The sequence below is a fragment of the Bacillus sp. NEAU-Y102 genome, from assembly GCF_054788175.1.
Genome location: NZ_JBTWFK010000020.1, coordinates 25273 through 46323 on the forward strand (window position 1 = coordinate 25273; position 21051 = coordinate 46323).

The 21051-nt window shown below is 35.5% G+C and carries 23 protein-coding genes; 1 reads left to right on the top strand and 22 read right to left on the bottom strand.

The window, feature by feature from the left end:
• Positions 1 to 12 precede the first annotated feature (12 nt).
• From spoVT to metG, 17 genes are all read right to left on the bottom strand, one after another.
• A complete protein-coding gene (spoVT, locus tag ACYFX0_RS29895; RefSeq protein ID WP_000648306.1) occupies positions 13 to 549 on the bottom strand; it encodes a stage V sporulation protein T in 537 nt (178 codons plus the stop codon).
• A 136-nt stretch (positions 550 to 685) separates the two neighbouring features.
• Complete coding sequence (gene mfd / locus ACYFX0_RS29900) at positions 686 to 4216, bottom strand: transcription-repair coupling factor (protein WP_000579721.1); 3531 nt, start codon at positions 4214 to 4216, stop codon at positions 686 to 688.
• Between the two features lie 105 nt (positions 4217 to 4321).
• Positions 4322 to 4546 carry an anti-sigma-F factor Fin family protein gene (locus ACYFX0_RS29905; RefSeq protein WP_000399438.1) on the bottom strand — a complete coding sequence of 75 codons (225 nt, stop codon included), beginning with the start codon at positions 4544 to 4546 and terminating at the stop codon, positions 4322 to 4324.
• 70 nt (positions 4547 to 4616) lie between these two features.
• The gene (pth, locus tag ACYFX0_RS29910; RefSeq protein ID WP_106082528.1) at positions 4617 to 5177 is read right to left on the bottom strand and encodes an aminoacyl-tRNA hydrolase; all 561 of its coding nucleotides are present in this window, start codon (positions 5175 to 5177) and stop codon (positions 4617 to 4619) included.
• 72 nt (positions 5178 to 5249) lie between these two features.
• Positions 5250 to 6203, bottom strand: a complete 954-nt coding sequence (locus ACYFX0_RS29915; RefSeq protein ID WP_000107420.1) for a ribose-phosphate diphosphokinase — start codon at positions 6201 to 6203, stop codon at positions 5250 to 5252.
• An 18-nt stretch (positions 6204 to 6221) separates the two neighbouring features.
• Positions 6222 to 7601, bottom strand: a complete 1380-nt coding sequence (gene glmU / locus ACYFX0_RS29920) for a bifunctional UDP-N-acetylglucosamine diphosphorylase/glucosamine-1-phosphate N-acetyltransferase GlmU (RefSeq protein ID WP_000071039.1) — start codon at positions 7599 to 7601, stop codon at positions 6222 to 6224.
• Between the two features lie 311 nt (positions 7602 to 7912).
• Positions 7913 to 8206 (bottom strand): septation regulator SpoVG, encoded by a 294-nt coding sequence (spoVG, locus tag ACYFX0_RS29925; protein WP_000454041.1) that lies wholly within the window; start codon positions 8204 to 8206, stop codon positions 7913 to 7915.
• 152 nt (positions 8207 to 8358) lie between these two features.
• A complete protein-coding gene (locus tag ACYFX0_RS29930) occupies positions 8359 to 8733 on the bottom strand; it encodes a RidA family protein (RefSeq protein WP_000869823.1) in 375 nt (124 codons plus the stop codon).
• Positions 8734 to 8853: 120 nt separating this feature from the next.
• Entirely contained in the window at positions 8854 to 9702 is an 849-nt protein-coding gene (gene purR, locus ACYFX0_RS29935) for a pur operon repressor (protein ID WP_000702467.1), read from the bottom strand.
• Between the two features lie 54 nt (positions 9703 to 9756).
• Positions 9757 to 10626 (bottom strand): 4-(cytidine 5'-diphospho)-2-C-methyl-D-erythritol kinase, encoded by an 870-nt coding sequence (ispE, locus tag ACYFX0_RS29940; protein WP_000772104.1) that lies wholly within the window; start codon positions 10624 to 10626, stop codon positions 9757 to 9759.
• Positions 10627 to 10822: 196 nt separating this feature from the next.
• The gene (gene sspF / locus ACYFX0_RS29945) at positions 10823 to 11002 is read right to left on the bottom strand and encodes an acid-soluble spore protein SspF (RefSeq protein ID WP_002094215.1); all 180 of its coding nucleotides are present in this window, start codon (positions 11000 to 11002) and stop codon (positions 10823 to 10825) included.
• A gap of 91 nt (positions 11003 to 11093) precedes the next feature.
• Positions 11094 to 11354: a biofilm formation stimulator Veg gene (veg, locus tag ACYFX0_RS29950; RefSeq protein WP_000044347.1), complete on the bottom strand. Its 261-nt coding sequence runs from the start codon at positions 11352 to 11354 to the stop codon at positions 11094 to 11096.
• A 226-nt stretch (positions 11355 to 11580) separates the two neighbouring features.
• Positions 11581 to 12444 carry a sporulation peptidase YabG gene (gene yabG, locus ACYFX0_RS29955; protein WP_001173734.1) on the bottom strand — a complete coding sequence of 288 codons (864 nt, stop codon included), beginning with the start codon at positions 12442 to 12444 and terminating at the stop codon, positions 11581 to 11583.
• Positions 12445 to 12554: 110 nt separating this feature from the next.
• The gene (rsmA, locus tag ACYFX0_RS29960; protein ID WP_000651548.1) at positions 12555 to 13433 is read right to left on the bottom strand and encodes a 16S rRNA (adenine(1518)-N(6)/adenine(1519)-N(6))-dimethyltransferase RsmA; all 879 of its coding nucleotides are present in this window, start codon (positions 13431 to 13433) and stop codon (positions 12555 to 12557) included.
• A complete protein-coding gene (gene rnmV / locus ACYFX0_RS29965; protein ID WP_000692842.1) occupies positions 13430 to 13987 on the bottom strand; it encodes a ribonuclease M5 in 558 nt (185 codons plus the stop codon). Before rnmV ends, rsmA begins: the two co-directional genes overlap by 4 nt.
• Positions 13988 to 14202: 215 nt before the next feature.
• The gene (locus ACYFX0_RS29970; protein ID WP_000895845.1) at positions 14203 to 14970 is read right to left on the bottom strand and encodes a TatD family hydrolase; all 768 of its coding nucleotides are present in this window, start codon (positions 14968 to 14970) and stop codon (positions 14203 to 14205) included.
• Positions 14971 to 15136: 166 nt separating this feature from the next.
• Positions 15137 to 17119, bottom strand: coding sequence for a methionine--tRNA ligase (gene metG, locus ACYFX0_RS29975; protein WP_000134138.1), 1983 nt, complete (start codon positions 17117 to 17119; stop codon positions 15137 to 15139).
• Between the two features lie 486 nt (positions 17120 to 17605).
• Here metG and ACYFX0_RS29980 point away from each other — a divergent pair, with 486 nt between their 5' ends.
• Complete coding sequence (locus ACYFX0_RS29980; protein WP_000843036.1) at positions 17606 to 17890, top strand: AbrB/MazE/SpoVT family DNA-binding domain-containing protein; 285 nt, start codon at positions 17606 to 17608, stop codon at positions 17888 to 17890.
• Between the two features lie 20 nt (positions 17891 to 17910).
• Here ACYFX0_RS29980 and rsmI read toward each other — a convergent pair whose 3' ends face one another.
• The 5 genes from rsmI to ACYFX0_RS30005 all read right to left on the bottom strand — a co-directional run bounded on the left by rsmI (position 17911) and on the right by ACYFX0_RS30005 (position 21047).
• Complete coding sequence (rsmI, locus tag ACYFX0_RS29985; protein WP_000267816.1) at positions 17911 to 18786, bottom strand: 16S rRNA (cytidine(1402)-2'-O)-methyltransferase; 876 nt, start codon at positions 18784 to 18786, stop codon at positions 17911 to 17913.
• Positions 18755 to 19045: a GIY-YIG nuclease family protein gene (locus ACYFX0_RS29990; protein ID WP_000414353.1), complete on the bottom strand. Its 291-nt coding sequence runs from the start codon at positions 19043 to 19045 to the stop codon at positions 18755 to 18757. Before ACYFX0_RS29990 ends, rsmI begins: the two co-directional genes overlap by 32 nt.
• Positions 19032 to 19772, bottom strand: a complete 741-nt coding sequence (locus ACYFX0_RS29995) for a tRNA1(Val) (adenine(37)-N6)-methyltransferase (protein WP_001055358.1) — start codon at positions 19770 to 19772, stop codon at positions 19032 to 19034. Before ACYFX0_RS29995 ends, ACYFX0_RS29990 begins: the two co-directional genes overlap by 14 nt.
• Before the next feature lie 82 nt (positions 19773 to 19854).
• Positions 19855 to 20205, bottom strand: a complete 351-nt coding sequence (gene yabA, locus ACYFX0_RS30000) for a DNA replication initiation control protein YabA (RefSeq protein ID WP_000412064.1) — start codon at positions 20203 to 20205, stop codon at positions 19855 to 19857.
• A 14-nt stretch (positions 20206 to 20219) separates the two neighbouring features.
• A complete protein-coding gene (locus ACYFX0_RS30005) occupies positions 20220 to 21047 on the bottom strand; it encodes a PSP1 domain-containing protein (protein ID WP_000272429.1) in 828 nt (275 codons plus the stop codon).
• Between the last annotated feature and the right edge of the window lie 4 nt (positions 21048 to 21051).

Consider the following 21051-nt stretch of genomic DNA (forward strand, 5'->3'; position numbering starts at 1 on the left):
AATTATACACCCTTACTGCTCCATTTGTTTTGCTAAGAAACTGGCAGCAGTATTAACTGCTTTATGCTCGATTTCGCTTATAATAGCTTCTTTCGAAAAAATAATGACAGCTCCAATCGGGTCTCCGTTTGCAACAATCGGTCCAACTGTATAAGAATGAACCTTTTCTGTTACACCATCGATAATGGAAATATCACTTTCGTCCGTCATAATAACAGACTTTCGTTCTTCCATCGTTTTTTCGATTAAATCGCCAACACTTTTATTTAAGTATTCTTTTTTCGATACGCCTGATACTGCGATGATAGAATCTCGATCACAGACAAGCACATTATGTCCTAAGCTGTCATATAAAGCCTCAGCATATTCTTTTGCAAAATCACCTAGTTCACTAATTGGAGAATACTTCTTTAAAATTACCTCTCCATCGCGATCAACAAATATTTCTAGTGGGTCTCCTTCTCGAATACGTAAAGTTCTACGAATTTCCTTCGGGATTACTACCCTGCCTAAATCATCAATTCGACGTACGATTCCAGTTGCTTTCATTCTAATGCTGCCTCACTTTCTACTGATGATCAAAGTGGTGAATTTACCTGTTCATGTAAAAATCACCAACTGTTAGACATAGTATTTTACACATTAGTTCTTCTATGCACGTCGAATTGTATTTTTTTATCTTATTTTAGGCATTTATTACTTCTTTTTTTACATCTGGTAAGCCTTTTAATAAATTTTCAGCAATTGTTAACCACTTCGATGTCTCTAAACCATTTGTTTTCATAACAATTTTCAATTGTGATCCTTCCATTCCTAAACCGATCATACGTCCAAAACTATTTCCAAGCATGAATAATTTTCCACCATCAATATTTTGACTTGCTTGTTCAGAAAACAGGAATGTTACTTCAAATTTATTCTGTTTAATTAACTCAATTTGTTCTTTCATTGCCAACACTTTAATATTTGCAATTTGTAATAAATAACCGACTTCTTGTGGATAATCACCGAATCTATCGATCATTTCTTCCTGCAATTCTTCAATATCCTCAATTGCAGAAACACCTCTAAATTGTTTATACATCATAATTTTTTGCTTACTATCTGAAATATAAGCATCTGGTAAGTATGCATCTACCTCTAAGTCAATTTCAACATTAACTGTATTTTCAGCCCCATCTGTTCCTCTACGCTGTTCAATTGCATCTTTTAACATTTGAGAATATAGATCAAATCCGACAGAATCAATAAATCCATGCTGCTCTGCCCCTAACAAATTACCTGCTCCACGAATAGATAAATCTCTCATCGCAATTTTGAAACCAGATCCAAGTTCCGTGAACTCTTTAATTGCTTGCAGACGCTTCTCTGCAACCTCTGACAGCACTTTGTCACGTTTATAGGCAAAGTATGCATATGCAACACGATTAGAACGTCCAACACGCCCACGAAGCTGATACAACTGTGATAATCCCATACGATCTGCATCAAATACAATTAACGTATTTACATTCGGAATATCTACACCCGTCTCAATAATTGTTGTACTTACAAGAACATCATGCTGTCCTTCTAAAAATGATAGCATAACAGACTCTAATTCACTTTCGTTCATTTTCCCATGTGCGTATGTTACACGGGCATCTGGAACTAACATCGAAATTTCATCTGCTTTTCTTTCAATATCCTCTACACGGTTATATAGGAAGTAAATTTGACCGCCTCTTGCAAGCTCTCGCTCTATCGCCTCTCGCATTAATGCTGGATTATACTCTACTACATACGTTTGGACTGGGAAACGATTTTCTGGCGGTGTCTCAATAACAGATAAGTCGCGCACACCAAGCATAGACATATGAAGCGTCCGTGGAATCGGAGTTGCCGTTAATGTTAATACGTCAACATTCGCCTTCAATTGTTTAATTTTCTCTTTATGCGTCACACCAAATCTTTGTTCTTCATCAATAATAAGAAGCCCTAAATCTTTATAAGTAACATCTTTAGATAAAATACGATGTGTTCCGATTACAATATCTATTGTGCCATCCTTTAAACCCTTAATCGTTTCATTTTGTTGTTTTCTCGTACGGAATCTACTTAATAATCCTATATTGATTGGATAATCTTGAAAACGCTCTCGAATTGTTTCATAGTGTTGCTGCGCAAGAATCGTTGTCGGTACTAAAATTGCAACTTGTTTTTCATCCATAATTGCTTTAAATGCCGCACGAATAGCCACTTCAGTCTTTCCATACCCTACATCACCACAAAGGAGCCTATCCATCGGGCGTCCGCGTTCCATATCTTTTTTAATCTCGTCAATAGAACGTAACTGATCCTCTGTCTCTTGATATGGGAAAGATGATTCGAACTCTTGTTGTTCTGCTGTATCTGGCGTATATGCATAGCCTTTTGAAGCTTCGCGTTCAGCATATAGTTTAATTAGGTCATCCGCAATGTCTTGTACAGATTTTTCAACTTTCGTTTTAACCTTCTTCCAATCATTACCACCTAATTTGTAAACTTTTGGATCCTTACCTTCAGACCCTACATATTTTTGGACTTGATCAATTTGTTCAATTGGAACGTATAACTTATCATTACCTTGATATTTAATATTTAAATAATCTTTATGAACACCATTAATCTCTAATGTCTCAATACCTAAAAATTTACCTATACCATGATTTACATGAACTACATAATCTCCAACTTTTAATTCCGAATAACTTTTAATACGTTCAGCATTCGATAACTTTTGTTTACGTTGTGATTTTTTAACTTTCTTATGAAAAAGCTCCTTTTCAGTAATGACAACAAGCTTTTGCATCGGCATTTCAAATCCTGCATGTAAATCACCTACAGCAATTTGTAACCTTCCAGGCAATAAGATATCTGTACCTTCCACAATATCTGCCTCAATATCATAATCACTTAAAATATGTTGTAATTTTTTCACACGTTCATCATCTGTTCCAAGTACAACAGTCGTAAAATGCCCTTCATTCCATCTATCAATTTCTGTTTTTAACAAATTCATCTGTCCATGGAAATCTTGCATTGTTTTACATGTTACATTCACAATATTTTGCGGATGTGTGTGTGCAATATGACGCAAGAATAACGTTAAATATACAAAATTTCTTTTTTTATGATGAAGAAATCCCTCGAATGCGTGAGAGAAAGATAAATCTTGAATAATTGTTCCTTCACCAAGAAGTGATATATACCATTCCGCCTCTTCTGTTTCCAGATGTGATGCTGTTTCTTGAATACGGGAAATCTCATCTAAAATTACAACACCGTCTTCTGGTAAATAATCTATCAGACTAGCAGGTTCTTTATAGAAAATAGATAAGTATTTAAACATCTGTTCTATACTTTGCCCGTTTTTCAACATCTCAATTTCATGACTTACCGTCTCAAGTACTGTAGTCTTTAGTTTATCATCAGAAAGTTTTTGCATCGTCTTAGTCAAACCTTCTTCAAGATGCTGAATTCCTGATTTTAATTCTTCCTGTGAAAATAAAAACTCTGTTGCCGGACCAAACTTAACGCTTTCTTTTTTTCCTTGAGAACGCTGTTCATCCACATCAAATAATCGAATAGAATCGACTTCTGTATCGAAGAATTCAATACGAAATGGTAGTTCTTCAGTTAAAGGATAAATATCTAATATTCCCCCGCGCAAACTGAACTCCCCTGGAGCTTCTACCATCGACTTACGTTCATAGCCAATATGATGTAAAGTATGCAAGAGCGCATCTAAATCAATCTCTTGCCCTAGATTGATTTCAACTTGCTTTTGCTTCCACAATTCTTTTATTGGTAAAAATCTACGCAATCCTGCCACTGGAGCTACAATGATTCCATTCTCTCCAGCAGCCAAGCGATTTAACACTTCTATACGTTGCGCCTTCAATTCTGGACTTGCAACCCCAATTTCCGATGCTATAAGTTCATTCACTGGATATAGCCACACATCTTTTTCACCAAGTAACGCCACTAAATCTTCATGTACTTTTTGCGCTTGGTATAAGTTATGTGTCACGATTAATTGTGATTTTTTTGTTTTTTTATATAACGCCGCCATTAATAATGAACGAGAAGACGTTGCCATCCCTGATATAAGTTGTTCCTTTAACCCATCTTCTAATCCATTAATAACTGATTGTATCTCTTTATTTTTATAAAATTGCTCTAATAAACCTATCATTTTTAAAACTCCTCTCAACATAAAGAGCAAGCCATTCTATTTTATGCAAATATTTCGGAAAAGGAAAACAGAAAAATGCTTTGGACATGCCAAAGCGACAACATTTTATTGCAGAAATTTTTCATATTCATAATACTCAGGATAAGATGCGAGCGTTTCTTGACACGATTCACAAATCGTTTTTATATATATATTTCCATTCTCATGAAAATGAATCATCTCTACTACTTCTTGCTCTGTTAGTTGAAATAAAACGTCGCTATATACTTTTTCTGCGTTAATGGAGCCTACATTACCTCCGCAGTGTCTGCAATAATAATACCCTTCCATACTAGCCTCCTAAAAATTAAATTACTACTAGTATGGGTAAAACAAAAAAGAAATATTCCTAATCTCATTTTTAACTATTGAAAGTATTCATGATTTGGAGAAAAGGCTTATTTAGCCACTCTTCACATGCATCCGCTGCTTTTTCAATAGAATGGTTAACATCCGGAATCTCTTCAGATGTAAAGCGTCCTAATACATAATCGACTACCTTCATTCCATTTTTCGGGCGATCAATTCCCATACGGATACGTTGAAATTCTTGTGTTCCTAGGTGTGAAATCGTTGACTTTACACCATTATGTCCACCAGCACTACCTTTCATGCGAAGACGCAATTTACCTACAGGAATGTCTAAATCGTCGTACATAACAACGAAGTCCTCAACATCAATTTTATAATAATCCATGAGTGGACGAATACTTTCTCCAGATAAATTCATATATGTTAGCGGCTTTAATAAGATTACCTTTTCTCCATTAACAAACCCTGCACCAAATACACCTTTAAATTTTTGTTCATTCAAAGAAATGTTCCAACGCTTCGCAAGTTCATCAATGGCCATAAATCCAACATTATGCCTTGTTAATTCATATTCTCTACCTGGGTTCCCAAGTCCTACTATCAATTTCATTCTTGTACCACTACTTTCTTTTTTCGATACGAAAAGACGTAACCAATTTTGGTTACGTCTCATTCTATCCAATTAATTGAATAATACACTCACAGATTCTTCTTCGTATACACGAATGATTGCTTCTCCGATTAATGGAGCAACTGAAAGTTCATGTACTTTGTCGATTTTCTTCTCTTCCGGTAATACGATAGAGTTCGTTACAACTAACTCTTTAATATTTGAATTTTGAATACGTTCAATTGCTGGACCAGATAATACTGGGTGTGTACAGCAAGCATATACTTCAGAAGCACCGTTCTCAACAAGAGCGTTTGCTGCTAATGTAATTGTACCAGCTGTATCAATGATGTCATCAATTAAAATCGCTGTTTTGCCTTCAATATTACCGATAATGTTCATTACCTCTGATACGTTCGGGCGAGGGCGACGCTTATCAATAATAGCGATTGGCGCTTTTAGACGATCTGCCATTTTTCTTGCACGAGTTACACCACCATGATCAGGAGACACGATTACGATATCTTTAAGACCTTTTGTTTCAAAGTAATCAGAAAGAATCGGTACACCCATTAAGTGGTCGATTGGGATATCAAAGAACCCTTGAATTTGTGGAGCATGTAAATCTAGAGTGATTACACGAGTTGCACCTGCTGTTTCAAGCAAGTTTGCTACAAGTTTCGATGTAATTGGTTCACGAGAACGCGCTTTACGGTCTTGACGCGCATAACCATAATAAGGAATAACAATATTAATTGTTTTCGCAGATGCACGTTTTAATGCATCGATCATAATAAGTAATTCCATGATATGTTCGTTTACTGGGAAGCTTGTAGATTGAATAATGAATACATCGCAACCACGGATACTTTCTTCAATGTTAATTTGAACTTCTCCATCACTAAAACGATCAACAGAACATTTTCCTAGTCCTACTCCAATATGCTTTGCAATCTGCTCAGCAAGTTCCTTATTAGAGTTTAAAGAGAATACTTTCAAATTAGAATTTAGATATTGAGTCGACATCTAGATTAACCCTCCACATTATGATTTTTTCTTATTCAGCAATTGATCAACATAGTCTTCTTTGTTAACTTGACGTGCACGTGCTACCGATAATGCTTTTGATGGAACATTCTCTGTAATTGTAGAGCCTGCTGCCACATAAGCACCATCTTCAACTGTTACTGGAGCAACAAGGTTTGAATTACATCCAATAAATACCCCATTACCAATCACAGTTTTGAATTTATTCTTACCGTCATAGTTCACCGTAATTGAACCACAACCAAGATTCACGTCTTCTCCAACTTGTGCATCCCCGATATAACTCAAGTGTGAAGCTTTACTTCTATTACCAAAGACAGTTTTTTTGATTTCCACGAAGTTTCCAACGCGTACTTCGTCTCCAATAACTGAATCTGGGCGAATATGTGCAAATGGACCAACCGATACTTCTGTACCAAGTTTACTATCATGTACAGTAGATTGACGAATTGTCGTACGATCTCCAATTTCACTATCACGAATTACTGTATGCGGTCCAATTTCACAATCAGAACCAATTACAGTGTTCCCCTCAATAATTGTTCCTGGATGAAGAACTGTATCACTACCGATAATTGCATCAGCAGAAATATAAGTGTTACTTGGATCAATAATTGTAACACCATTTACCATGTTCTTTCGGTTGATACGGTTTTTCATAATAATTTCCGCTTGCGATAGAGCGACTCTGTCGTTAACACCTAACGTTTCATCGAACTGCTCTGTTTGATAAGCTGATACGATATGACCTTCATTTTTTAAAATCTCAATAACATCTGGAAGGTAATATTCACCTTGTACGTTATCATTTGAAACTTTAGAAAGTGAAGCAAATAAAGCCTTATTATCAAAACAATACGTACCTGTATTGATTTCTTTAATAGCTAATTCTTTCTCATTTGCATCTTTATGCTCAACAATCTTTTCAACATGACCATTCTCATTACGAACAATACGGCCATATCCAGCAGGTTCTTCTATGTACGCTGTTAGCACCGTCGCCATTGCTCCTGCTTCTTTATGTTGCTGAAGTAATGCTTCCATCGTTTCAGCAGTTATTAGCGGCGTATCACCACAAATAACTAAAGTTGTTCCTTCTTCATTTGCAAGTACACTTGCAGCTTGATCTACAGCATGTGCTGTACCAAGTTGTTCTGCTTGTAATGCAAACTCACTTACGTTTCCTAGCTGTTCTTGTACCATTTCAGCACCATGTCCAACAACCGTTACAAGTTTCTGCAATCCTAATTGAGATACTTGATCGACTACGTGTTGTACCATGGGTTTTCCACATACAGGATGCAGCACTTTGTATAGCTTAGACTTCATACGTGTGCCTTTACCTGCAGCTAGAATCACTGCAAATCTGTTTGACATATAGACCCTCCATCGCAACCTATTTATCCATTAAAGATATTATCCTAAATCATCATATATTTCAAGAAACACATTTTAACTATTAAATTTTACCATAATTCTTATAAGATGTTTTACTCTTTAGTATCTTTTTTAAGAAATAAGCTATACTATTTAAAATGATTTTGAAAAAATTAGTAGTTTCTTCTTTTTATATTAATGAATTGTGAAATTTACAAATATAAAGTAAAAAAAACAAACTCCTGTAAATGCTTACAGGAGTTTGCTACAAAATTATAAGGCTTTTCGTCAAAGCCCTTTTCATTCGAATTTTACGAAGCACCTGCTTCTTCAAACTCAACCTCTTCTAACTCGCCTAAACGATGATACTCTGTTAAAACCGCATCTTGAATTTTAGAGCGTGTACCAGAATTAATCGGATGTGCAATGTCACGGAACTCTCCATCTGGAGTACGTTTACTTGGCATTGCTACAAATAATCCATTATTACCATCAATTACACGAATATCATGAACAACAAATTCATGGTCCAAAGTAATAGAGGCAATTGCTCTCATGCGGCCTTCTGTGTTTACGCGGCGTAATCTTACGTCAGTCACTTCCATCTTGTGTTCACCACCCTTTTCTAAATAAGCGATATATTTGTATAAATTCCACAAATTTTCTATTTTCCCTTTAATTTTTTAAAAATTTTTAAGATAAAAATTTTTAATGTAGTTGAATATAGAGATTAGTGGAGGTTATCGCTTACAAAAGGTTACTTAACTAGGGCGATTACTTCAATTTCAACGGAAACATCTTTCGGTAATTTTGCTACTTGCACACAAGATCGAGCTGGTTTATGAGTAGAAAAATAAGAGCTATATACTTCATTCACTGCATTAAAATCATCCATGTCCTTTAAAAATACTGTTGTTTTTACGACTGTATCAAATGAAGCACCTGCTTCCTCTAATACCGCTTGTAAATTTTGAAATACTTGTTCTGTTTGTACTGTTACATCTCCTGTTACAAGCTCCCCATTTTCCGTTAATGGAATTTGTCCTGAGCTATAAAACATATTATTTACAATAATCCCTTGTGAGTAAGGTCCAATTGCTTGTGGTGCCTTGCTTGTTTGAACAACTTTCATACTTTTCACCCTTTTATTATTTATTTTACTCTTTAAAAATAGTGTACGAAAGGCAGTTTGTCCATCTATTTTATAATCTATAAATAAAATAAAAAAAGATAGAGCTATCTGCTCTACCTTTTATTCAGCCTCTACAAGCCCTTCATCAAATGGTGCAAGAGAATAATTCCCTTTTTCCACTTGAATCGTTTTTTCTTTCACATCAACTTCCGATAGACGAATTAATGATACAAAATTATTAATTAGTCGTTCTTCAATATCTGTGGATTCTACTAATACACCAATACCAACAACATTAGCCTTGAACTCTTCTAACATACTCATCATACCTTGAATCGTTCCACCAGCTTTCATGAAGTCATCAATAATTAAAACATTCGATCCTTCTGGAAGGCTGCGTTTTGCTAATGTCATTGTTTGAATTCGTTTAGAAGAACCCGACACATAGTTAATACTAACAGTCGGACCTTCTGTTACCTTATTATCTTTCCTTGCAATTACAACTGGTACATCTAAGTAATTTGCCACTGCATAAGCAAGTGGAATCCCTTTCGTTGCCACCGTCATAACCGCATCAATTGATTGCCTAGCAAAAACAGAAGCAAACAAACGACCTGCGCCATTAATATGGCGAGGATTACTCAATAAATCTGTCATGTATAAGTAACCGCCAGGCAAAATACGATCTGGATTTTCAAATAAGCCACAAAGCTCATCAATAATTAGATCTGCCTCTTCTTCACTTATATACGGTATATATTTCACTCCTCCTGCTGCTCCTGGTATCGTTTGCAATGTGCCGACCCCTTGTTGTTCAAACGTTTGCTTAATAATAACTAAATCTTCACTAATGGAAGACTTAGCCGATTGATACCTTTCAGCAAAAAAAGTGAGAGATACTAGCTGACGAGGGTTTTGTAGCAAGTAATAAGTCATATCGACTAATCTTGTACTTCTTCTAATTTTCATACTCTCACCTCAAATCACGAATATTCTAAACAAATCATAACGTATTATACGTCTTTATTCAAGCGTTTCTCGCTCTCCTAATAAACGTACCGCATAGACCTGTTCACAAAATCCTTTTAACCCGTTATAAATGCGATGCATTCGAGAATCATGGTGTACAAGTCCAAATACAGTTGGACCACTTCCACTCATCAATACAGCATCCGCTCCGAATCGCTTCATCTGTGATTTAATACGTGCAACTTCAGGATGCATTCCAAATGTTACATCTTCTAAAACGTTACCAACAGTATCACAAATCCCTTTATAATCTCCAGAATTTATGACATCAACCATTTTATCTACATTTGGATGTGTAACTCGATTTAACTTTAAATTTCCATACACATCAGCAGTAGATACACCTATATGTGGTTTCGCTAAAATAACCCAACAAGAAGGCGGAGTCTTTATATGCTCAATTTTCTCTCCTCTTCCAGTGGCAATTGCTGTGCCGCCGTATACACAGAACGATACATCTGATCCAATTTCTGCGCCAAGCTCTGCTAACTCATCAATTGTAAGCCCTAAATTCCATAATTTATTAAGACCACGTAATGTCGCTGCTGCATCACTACTTCCACCTGCTAATCCAGCTGCTACTGGAATCGTTTTTTCAATAGTAATAGATACACCTTTTTTTACATTAAACTTCTCTTTTAATAATTTCGCTGCCTGATAAGCTAAATTTCGTTGGTCGTCTGGGACATACCGATTATGGGATAAAATTTCAATACGGTCTTCTGCTAATTCCGTTAGTTCTAGACGATCTGCTAAATCAATGGTTGTCATAATCATTTTCACTTCATGATATCCGTCTTGTCTTTTTCCCAGTACATCTAACGACAGATTAATCTTTGCTGGTGCTTTCACTAGTAGCTTCAATCTATTCACCCACTCTATGTACTCAATCTTTTATCGTTTATTTTACCATAAATTTATAGTAAGACGATGACACTTCCCTAATTATAACGAAAAGCATTCAGAATGAAACTACTTATGTAAAATGATGGCACCTTTTAGAGTACAAAAAGCCGAGGAATGTCTCCTCGGCTACCGTAGCATAGAAAGTATCTTACAACTACTGGTTTCGTTTCATTAATTGCTGTTCTGCAATTTCTATAGCACGTTTCACCATGTTACCAGCATCTTTCGCACGAATTCCGCCCCATCCTTCTTTCTGAACAACATCATAAAAGCCAAGCTCTTTTGCTAGCTCTTCTTTAAATTGGTTTGACATGACACCTCTTCGTCTACTCAATGCAGAGTCCCTCCTTATTTTGCTACGGTATAGTTAGTATGCAAAATAATATAGCTTTTCATTTATGGGAATATATGTAATGATATATGGATTATAAAATGACCTCATTATGAGGGTCTCCATAAAATGTTAACTCTACTGTCTCTGTTAAAACATCTGCATAACTATAAGATACACGTTGCAACGCATCTTCTTGTTGATCCAATTGTACAACAAAAACAGAACGGTATGTTTCTGCTAGTACACCTGATTGCTCCACAGTTTTTCTTCTTCCACTATTTGCTTTTAACATAAGTCGCTGTCCAAGATGGTGATCTAATTCGCTTTTAATTTCATCTAAACGTTTTGACATATACTTCGCTACACCTCGCTGTAATTTAGATTGAACACTTAAAGCACTATATATCTATCCTAATTATTAACCGCGATTCACAGCTAATATCATCTTGCGTTTGAATAGATAGAAGAAATACTATATTGTAAAAGTATCATTACGTAGTCTGTACGTTCTTGCCTCTTTTTATCCAAATTCATTTAAATCCTTCCATACAAAAAAGCAAGATACATATGTACCCTGCTTACTCTTCGTAATGTTGAAAAGGTAATCCCGTTCGTAAAATCCCTCTCGTTTCAATTCCACCTAGTCCCTTTTCACCAGTAATTGTATTACGTACGACATCCCATACATTGACTCTCTCCATAAATGAAGTAAAACTAATTTTACCAACTACATATACGGGATCTAGTGCATGAATATTAATTCTAGATGGTGAACTAGCGAAATTGGCCCCTGCACGAATTAGTGCCTCAAAGTGCGATTGACATGCCCCAGCAAAAATAACAAGTTGATCCAATGATGGATATTTTTTTCGCACTTCTCGAACAGCCTGTACAAAATGCCTTGAATGCCTATATGCCGCTAAATCTCCCTTCACTCCTTTCGATTTTGTATATGCATCATGCCCCGTAATAACGAGAATGTCTGGGCGAAAGTGATCTATTAAGTCTACTACTTTTTCATGCATCTCCGTTTCTTTACAATGAATACCTTGTACAGGAACGCCAATTTTGTTATATAAGTCTAAGCACTTGCGCAAATATAAAGGGTCTCCATCTATATGCAATACACGTCCCGGCATTTGAAAATAATTCACCTCACTTGTGTATCCACCAGTTGAAGTATGTTCATGCCTTTGTTTCATTAACACATAATCTTGTTGAAACAAACGATACGTGCGCTCCATTGTTTCTTTCTCACGCTTCACCCTTTTTTTATGTTCTCGTTGATCTATACTAATTAAATCTTCAAGTGGCGCATCCGCCACCAGTCTAATTTCCTCTCCAAACAATATAGCTATCTCGCCTTTTATTTCTATAATACGAAAAAGAATATCCCTCTTATGAGAATATCGTTCCACTAATTCTCCAACATGTAAAGCCATTCTCCTACCTCCAAACTCATTAGGCCATCTTACCTGTTTTTAAAATATGAATTTAGAGGGAGAAAGGTGACAAAAGGGACAGTTCAAGTTGAACTGTCCCTTTCATATTCTTATGATAATTTATGAAGAACCAATGCATTACTTAATGTTGCAAACTCTTCAATAGATAGCGTTTCGCCTCTTCGCTTTGGATCAATTCCTACTTCTGTTAAAATTCGATCCAATAATTCCTTATCTTTCGGGAAACCATTTAAATTATTTGATAAATTATTCATTAAAGTTTTACGGCGCTGTGCGAAACTTGCTCGTACTACTTCAAAGAAGAATGTTTCATCTGTCACCTCTACAACCGGTTTCGGACGCTTTAGAAGGCGAATAATTGCAGAATCAACATTTGGCTGTGGTACAAACACTGTACGCGGTACAGTCATAACTGTTTCAACTTCTGTATAATACTGAATGGCAATCGATAAAGAACCATACTCTTTCGTTCCAGGTTTAGCAGCTAAACGATCTCCAACTTCTTTTTGCATCATAACAACAAATCCACGAACTGGTAACTTTTCTTCAAGCAATTTAAATAAAATTGGCGTTGTAATATAGTATGGCAAGTTAGCTACTACCATTACATCTTGCCCTTCTTCAAATTGCTCATTAAATACTTCATGTACATCCGCTTTTAGTACGTCTTTATTAATAACTGTAACGTTACCATATGGTGCTAACGTCTCATCTAAAATTGGTAATAGTCTTTGATCAATTTCAAAAGCCACTACTTTTTTAGCACGCTTCGCTAATTGCTCTGTTAATGCACCGATACCTGGTCCAATTTCAATTGCACCACTTTCTGAACCAATTTCAGCATGATCGACAATACGATTTAATACATTTGTATCAATTAAAAAGTTTTGTCCTAAACTTTTTTTGAATGAAAATCCATACTTTTCAACAATGTCTTTTGTACGATTTGGCGTTGCGATATCCTTCATTTTTTTTCCTCCTGTATTACTTGCTTATAAGCTTCTCCAAATGATTCCTTTGAAACTTGAAACATCTGTAATCGTTTATGTAACTGTTTTGCATTTGTATAACCAATCTTTAATAGCTTACCCATTCTTTCTCTGCGGCTCTTTGCCATTTCTCCGCCCACTAAGCCTGCATCGACTAAATCACTCCAACTAATTTCACTTGTATAAACTTCCATTTCTTCATGTATATTCTCTAGAGCACGGCGGATCGACTCATTAGAAGCATGTTCGATCCCAACTCCCTTTTTCCTTTTAGCAAGCGCTTCTTCCTTCGGTAAAAAGGCATGCTTACAGCCGGGAACCTTGTCAGAAATAATTTTTCGAATACGCTCTCCAGGATAATCCGGATCTGTGAAAATAATAACGCCCCTTTTTTGTTGCGCTAATTTAACTTGCTCAATAACATGATCACCGATTGCTGAACCGTTCGTTTCAATTGTATCCGCATCAACAGCACGCTTAATCGCAACTGTATCATCTTTACCTTCTACAACGATAATCTCTTTTATTTTCATGCTTGCCTCCACACTCGTTTCGTCTCTACTTAGTAAAACAAAAAAATGACGACTTTTCCATTATTATTTTCCCCATTCTTATATTTTAAAAAATAGAATAGAAAAATCTTTGTTCTCTGTCCTTATTGTAACACTTCATCATTCACATTTATTTTCTTCATCACTTCTACTAGTGTTTTTTCAAAATAAAAAAGAACAGGTTTCCCCATTCTTTTTTATTCAACACCAAATAAAAATTTTGCATTTTTGGTTGTCATTTCTGCTACTTCCTCATAAGAAATTCCTTTTAAATTCGCAATTTCTTCTGCTACGAGTTTTACATAACTCGGTTCATTTCGTTTCCCTCGAAATGGATGCGGCGTTAGATACGGACAATCCGTCTCTATTAACAATTTCTCTAATGGAATCTCCGTAGCAACCTCTTTCGGCTTCTTAGCATTTTTAAATGTAACTGGTCCGCCTAACGAAATTAAAAAGTTCATATCAACACATCGCTCTGCTACTTCTACGCTGCCGCTAAAGCAATGCATAATGCCTCCTACTTCAGCTGCATTCTCTTCTTCTAGAATATCAACAATATCTTGAGTTGCATCGCGGTTATGTATAATAATCGGCAATTTCACTTTTTTAGCTAATGTAATTTGTTTACGGAATACTTCTTTCTGTATTTCTTTTGGAGACTTATCCCAGTGATAATCTAAACCCATTTCTCCAAGTGCAACGACTTTAGGATGAGAAGCAAGTTCTTCTAACCAAGCTAAATGTTCTTCTGTCATGTCAATTGCATCAACTGGATGCCATCCAACCGCAGCGTAAATAAAATCATAGGCTTCAGCTAATTCCATCGCCTTTTTTATCGTTACTTCATCAAAACCAACAACAACTGTATAAGTAACTCCCGCTTCTTTCATTCGGGCAATAACTTCTTGCAAATCTTCTTCGAATTGCTCTGCATTCAAATGTGAATGTGTATCAAACAACATAATACATAACTCCTTTTATATTGAAATCAAGTTTATTCTACAAAAATAAGTTCTTTAATAACTTAACGATAACAATACTACAATCTTAATGCAAAAATAGAGAGTGTAAAAAGAAAAAAGACGCTTCACACATGTTACACGTGAAACATCTCTTTTCTTGTCTTAATTACTTGATTTTTGTACCATTTGGTAGATTTTGATCAATTGATGCTAATGACAATACGCCATTCTCTTCACCCGCTAAAATCATACCTTGCGATAATTCACCGCGTAATTTTACAGGTTTTAAGTTTGTTACACAAATAACCTTTTTACCTTTTAGGTCCTCTGGCGAATAGAATTTCGCAATTCCAGAAACAACTTGACGCTTTTCTGTGCCTAAGTCTAGTTGAATTTTTAACAACTTGTCTGCTTTTTTCACAGGTTCAGCAGATAGTACTTCAGCTACGCGTAATTCTACTTTAAAGAAATCATCAATTGTAATTTCTTCTGCCTTCGGTTCTTCTTCTTTTTTCTCTTCTACTTTAGGAGCAGAGCTTTTCATTTGTTCCTTAATGTACTCTACTTCCACTTCCATTTCTAAGCGAGGGAAAATTGGGTTTCCTTTTTCTACTTTTGTTCCAGCTGGAATACAGCCAATTGTAGATAGACTTTCCCAAGATTTATGAGCCTCATCAGTAAGGCCAAGCTGAGCGAACATCTTGCTTGGTGCTACTGTTAAGAATGGCATAAGCATAATACCTGTTTGACGAAGTACTTCTGCTAAATGAGCCATTACAGAAGCTAACTTTTCACGATCATTCTCATCTTTCGCTAATACCCATGGTTGTGTTTCATCAATATATTTGTTCGTACGACTAACCAATTGCCAAATAGATCCTAACGCTACAGAGAACTCCATATTCTCCATTGCCTCTTCTACTTTTTTCAATGTATCTTTTGCAAACGTTACTAACGTTTCATCAAATTCCGTTACATTCGCTTTAAATGCAGGGATTTCTCCGTTAAAGTACTTATCAATCATAGCTACTGTACGATTTAATAAGTTACCTAAGTCATTTGCTAGATCGAAATTAATACGCTCCACAAATCCTTCTGGTGTGAATACACCGTCAGATCCGAATGGAACTTCACGAAGTAAGTAATAACGTAATGCATCTAATCCGTAACGATCGATCAATGTAACTGGATCTACTACGTTTCCTTTTGACTTACTCATCTTTCCATCCTTCATTAAAATCCAGCCATGAGCAAAGACTTTTTTCGGAAGAGGTAAATCTAATGCCATTAAAATGATTGGCCAATAAATTGTATGGAAACGAACGATTTCTTTTCCAACTAAATGCACATCTGCCGGCCAGAATTTCTTATACATCTCTTCATTTTCTGTTCCATAACCTAATGCTGTAATGTAGTTAGATAATGCGTCAACCCATACGTAAATAACGTGTTTCGGATTACCTGGAACACGAACTCCCCAGTCAAATGAAGTACGAGAAACTGCTAAATCTTCTAAGCCTGGTTTAATGAAGTTATTAATCATTTCATTCTTACGAGACTCTGGCTGAATGAAATGTGGATTATCTTCATAGAATTTTAATAGTCTGTCGACATATTTACCCATTCTAAAGAAATATGATTCTTCACGAACAAGTTCTACATCATGACCACTATCTGGACTTTTTCCTCCAACTACTTTGTCACCTTCCATAATTGGATCTACTAATTGATGCTCCGTATAGAATGTCTCATCTTGTACAGAATACCAACCTTCATATTCATCAAGATAAATATCACCTTGATCTACTAGTTGCTTAAAGATTTTTTCAACAACATCTTTATGACGATCTTCAGTTGTACGAATAAAATCATCATAAGAGATATCCATCTTCTCCCAAAGTTCTTTAATTCCTGCAACAATATTATCCACATATGCTTGTGGTGTAATATTTAATTCTTCTGCTTTTTTTTGGATTTTCTGTCCATGCTCATCAGTTCCTGTTAAATAATGAACATTGTATCCTTGCATACGCTTATATCGTGCCATTGCATCTCCTGCTACTGTCGTATAAGCATGTCCAATGTGTAATTTTCCACTTGGATAATAAATTGGGGTAGTAATATAAAAGGACTTATTTTCCTCTGTCATTGTTTTGGACCTCCCGAATAACCTCATATGTATTTATAAACAGTATATCAAAAACTCATATATAAAGTGAAACTTTAATCAGCGGGGTTTTTGTTCATCCCCACTGATTATTAGCCCACATCAATCGGGCTTTTACGAGCAGCCCGAATCTCACTTATCTTCTTTACCCCAACCTAATTTTGAATTTGGGTTCTTAATGCTCGATATCTTTATCATCTATTGCTCATATTCCAAAAAAATATACAATCTCCACTTAAAATTTGTTAATTTTTCAGAAAACAATGTAAATAATTGTGGAATTTCCTCTCAATCTATTATATATAAGAAATAAGAAATCTATAAATCTTTTTAAAAAATATAGAATTTAAGAATTGACGGAAATGTAAATGATTGGTATCATATGTCCATAGGGTATTTTGTCGAAAAATGACGAATCTAAAAATAGACTCGAAACTTATAAACTATTTATTTAGGAGGAAAAAAATTATGAAATCTACTGGTATTGTTCGTAAAGTTGATGAATTAGGTCGTGTAGTAATTCCAATCGAATTACGCCGTACTTTAGGTATTGCAGAAAAGGATGCTCTTGAAATCTATGTTGATGACGAGAAAATCATCTTAAAAAAATATAAACCAAACATGACTTGCCAAGTAACTGGTGAAGTATCTGACGGTAACCTTTCTTTAGCTGAAGGTAAAATCATCTTAAGCAAAGAAGGCGCTGAGCAAATCTTAAACGAACTTCAAGATTATATCGAAACAGCAAAATAAGCTTCTCAATTATGAGAAGCTTATTTTTTATCGACATGATAGATTTGATATACATCTCTTTTCGACAAATCTCGATCTTTAGCGACTGTTTTAATCGCTTCTTTTGAATTCATACCTTTTTCATTTATATAGTGTTCAATATGATCATATACTGAAAGAGATTCCCACCATTGTTCTTCTGGAGCAGGTTCTTCTGTCGAACCAGCTACTAAAATACAAAACTCACCACGTACCTCATTTTGCTTCGTCCACTCAATTGCTTCTTCGACTGTTCCTCGAATAAATTCCTCAAATTTTTTCGTTAACTCCCGACATAATACAATCTCTCTATTTCCCAACACTTCCTGCATCGAAATTAAAGTATCATCTAAACGATGAGGCGCTTCATAAAACATCATTGTAGTTTGTACATAACGAAGCTTTTCTAACTCCATCTTTCGTTCCTTTTTATTTCTCTGCAAGAAACCATAGAAATAAAACTGCTTTGTTTCAAGACCAGATGCAATTAATGCTGTAAGGGCTGCATTTGCTCCAGGAAGCGGAATTACATGATATTGCTCAGCTACTGCCTCAACAACAATATCGTAACCTGGATCAGAAATACACGGCATACCAGCGTCACTAACAAGTGCTACATTCTTTCCATCCTCTAATTTCTCTAATATTTTCTTCCCACTTACTTCTTTATTGTGCTCATGATAACTCGTGACAGGTGTTTCAATTTCAAAATAATTACAAAGTTTTTTCGTTTGTCTCGTATCTTCAGCAGCAATTAAATCAACTTCTTTTAAAATTCGGATTGCACGAAATGTCATATCTTCTAGATTTCCAATAGGAGTTGGTACTAAATATAAAACTCCCTTTTCATTTTGTTGAAAGCTTTTTTGTTGCCACATAGCGTTCTCCTTTTTGCATATATGCCTCTTTTTGTTTTCTCGTTAATTGCTTAAAATAATACTCCGCTTGCATAGCTGTACGCTTATCATCGTGGGTCTCTACATACTTTAAAACGACAGGACGCCTGACGCGTGTATACCTAGCTCCTTTGCCGCTATTATGAGTCTGAATTCGTTTTTCGATATGGTTTGTATATCCAGCATAATAACTTCCATCAGAGCACTCTACCACATAAAAAAAATGCTTATTCTTCTCCATATAAAATTGAACGTATCTCCTTTGTATATTCGTTATTGTTCTCGTATACAACGAGGGGTGGTAAAATTTTCAAATCTGCATTCCCATCCTTAATTCCTTCAATTAACAATGTATTTGCTTCTTTTCCAACCTTAGGATAAACAAATCGCACACGCTTTGGTTCAATTTTATATTTACGCATTAATGTGACGATGTCGAGTAATCGTCCTGGACGATGTACAAATGCTACTTTCCCGCCTTGTTTTACTAACTGACTACTTGCAGATACAACATCTTCTAATGTACACATAATTTCATGACGAGCTATCGCTAAATGTTCATTCATATTTTTCTCTGAAGTTTGAGGTGTTTGAAAATATGGTGGATTACATGTAACAACATCATATTGGTGACGCCCGAGTTTCTCTGGCATATCTTTCAAATCTCCATGTATGAGGTGAATTCTTTCTTTCAGCCCATTATATTGAACACTTCTTACTCCCATATCATATAAGCGTTCTTGAATTTCCACACCAGTAATCTTTCCTTTTGTTCTTGTACTTAATAAAAGGGGGACAACCGCGTTACCTGTACACAAATCAAGTAAATTCCCCTTTTGAATTGGTACCCATGCGAAATCCGCAAGTAAAACCGCATCTAAAGAAAAATTAAATACTGATGGGCTTTGTATAATCTTCATGTCTTGCGCTAATAAGTAATCTAAACGTTCATCTTCATATAAATTCATATACTGCTCCTTTTCTTACCCTTAACCTACCCTATTTCATGTATAAAAAATTACCTTTCCAATTATAATTGGAAAGGTAATTTCACTTTTTATTTAAGAATGACAGACAGAACAAACAATCTCCCTCTTTACGTACACTTCCATAATGTAGATTGCAAATATGAAAACCTTCTTGATACAGTCTCGCTAAATTGTCATAGCCCTCACCAATATCTGTTTTCGGCTTCACTTCTTTACGTTTTTGAGGTTTTTGTTTTTCTTTATTCTGCACTTCTTCAAAACGGCGTCGCAAATTGTTATTTTCCATTTTTATATGCTGGTTTTCTTCCAACAACTCTGCAAGATGCTGTTTTAACTCTCCCAACTGTTTGTATAAATGTCCAATTTGCTCTTCCATACTAGAAACCGATTCAAAAATATCTTTTTTCTCCACAAGCACCCACCTCATTAATCTGTGGTTTGACTCGAAACGACCCCTTTATTCACTAACTCATCTAACGTATATTCTACTATCCGTTCCTTGTCTACTAGTTCCACTTGAATTAATCTTTCTAAAATATTTAATCCGATAACACGGCCAGTACCATGCGGGGTTTGTATACGTTGATCTAAATCAGGAAGTTGTTCCTTTGCTGCCTCATATTCATCATTCTCATATTTTAAGCAACACATTAAGCGACCACATAAACCAGAGATTTTTGCAGGATTTAATGATAAATTTTGATCCTTTGCCATTTTGATGGATACAGGTTCAAAATCTCCTAAAAAAGTAGAACAACAAAGCATACGACCACATGGACCAATACCACCTAGCATCTTCGCTTCATCACGAACACCAATTTGTCTTAGTTCAATTCTTGTTCTAAAAATTGCCGCTAAGTCCTTCACTAGTTCGCGGAAATCGATCCGACCATCCGCAGTAAAATAGAAAATAATCTTATTACGATCGAATGTATACTCTACATCTACAAGTTTCATATCAAGATTATGCTCTACTACCTTTTGTTGACAGACTTGATATGCTTCTTTTGCAGCATGTTTGTTCTCTTCAACAATGGTACGATCATTTTCATTTGCAATACGAATAACCTTTTTTAGCGGTAATACAACGTCGTTTTCATCAACTTGCTTTTTGGTAATAACTACTTTTCCGTATTCAATACCTCTTACCGTTTCTACAATGACAAACTCATTTTCAGAGATATCGAACTGATTTGGATCAAAGTAATATACCTTTCCGGCCTTCTTAAAGCGAACACCTACTACATCATACAAAACG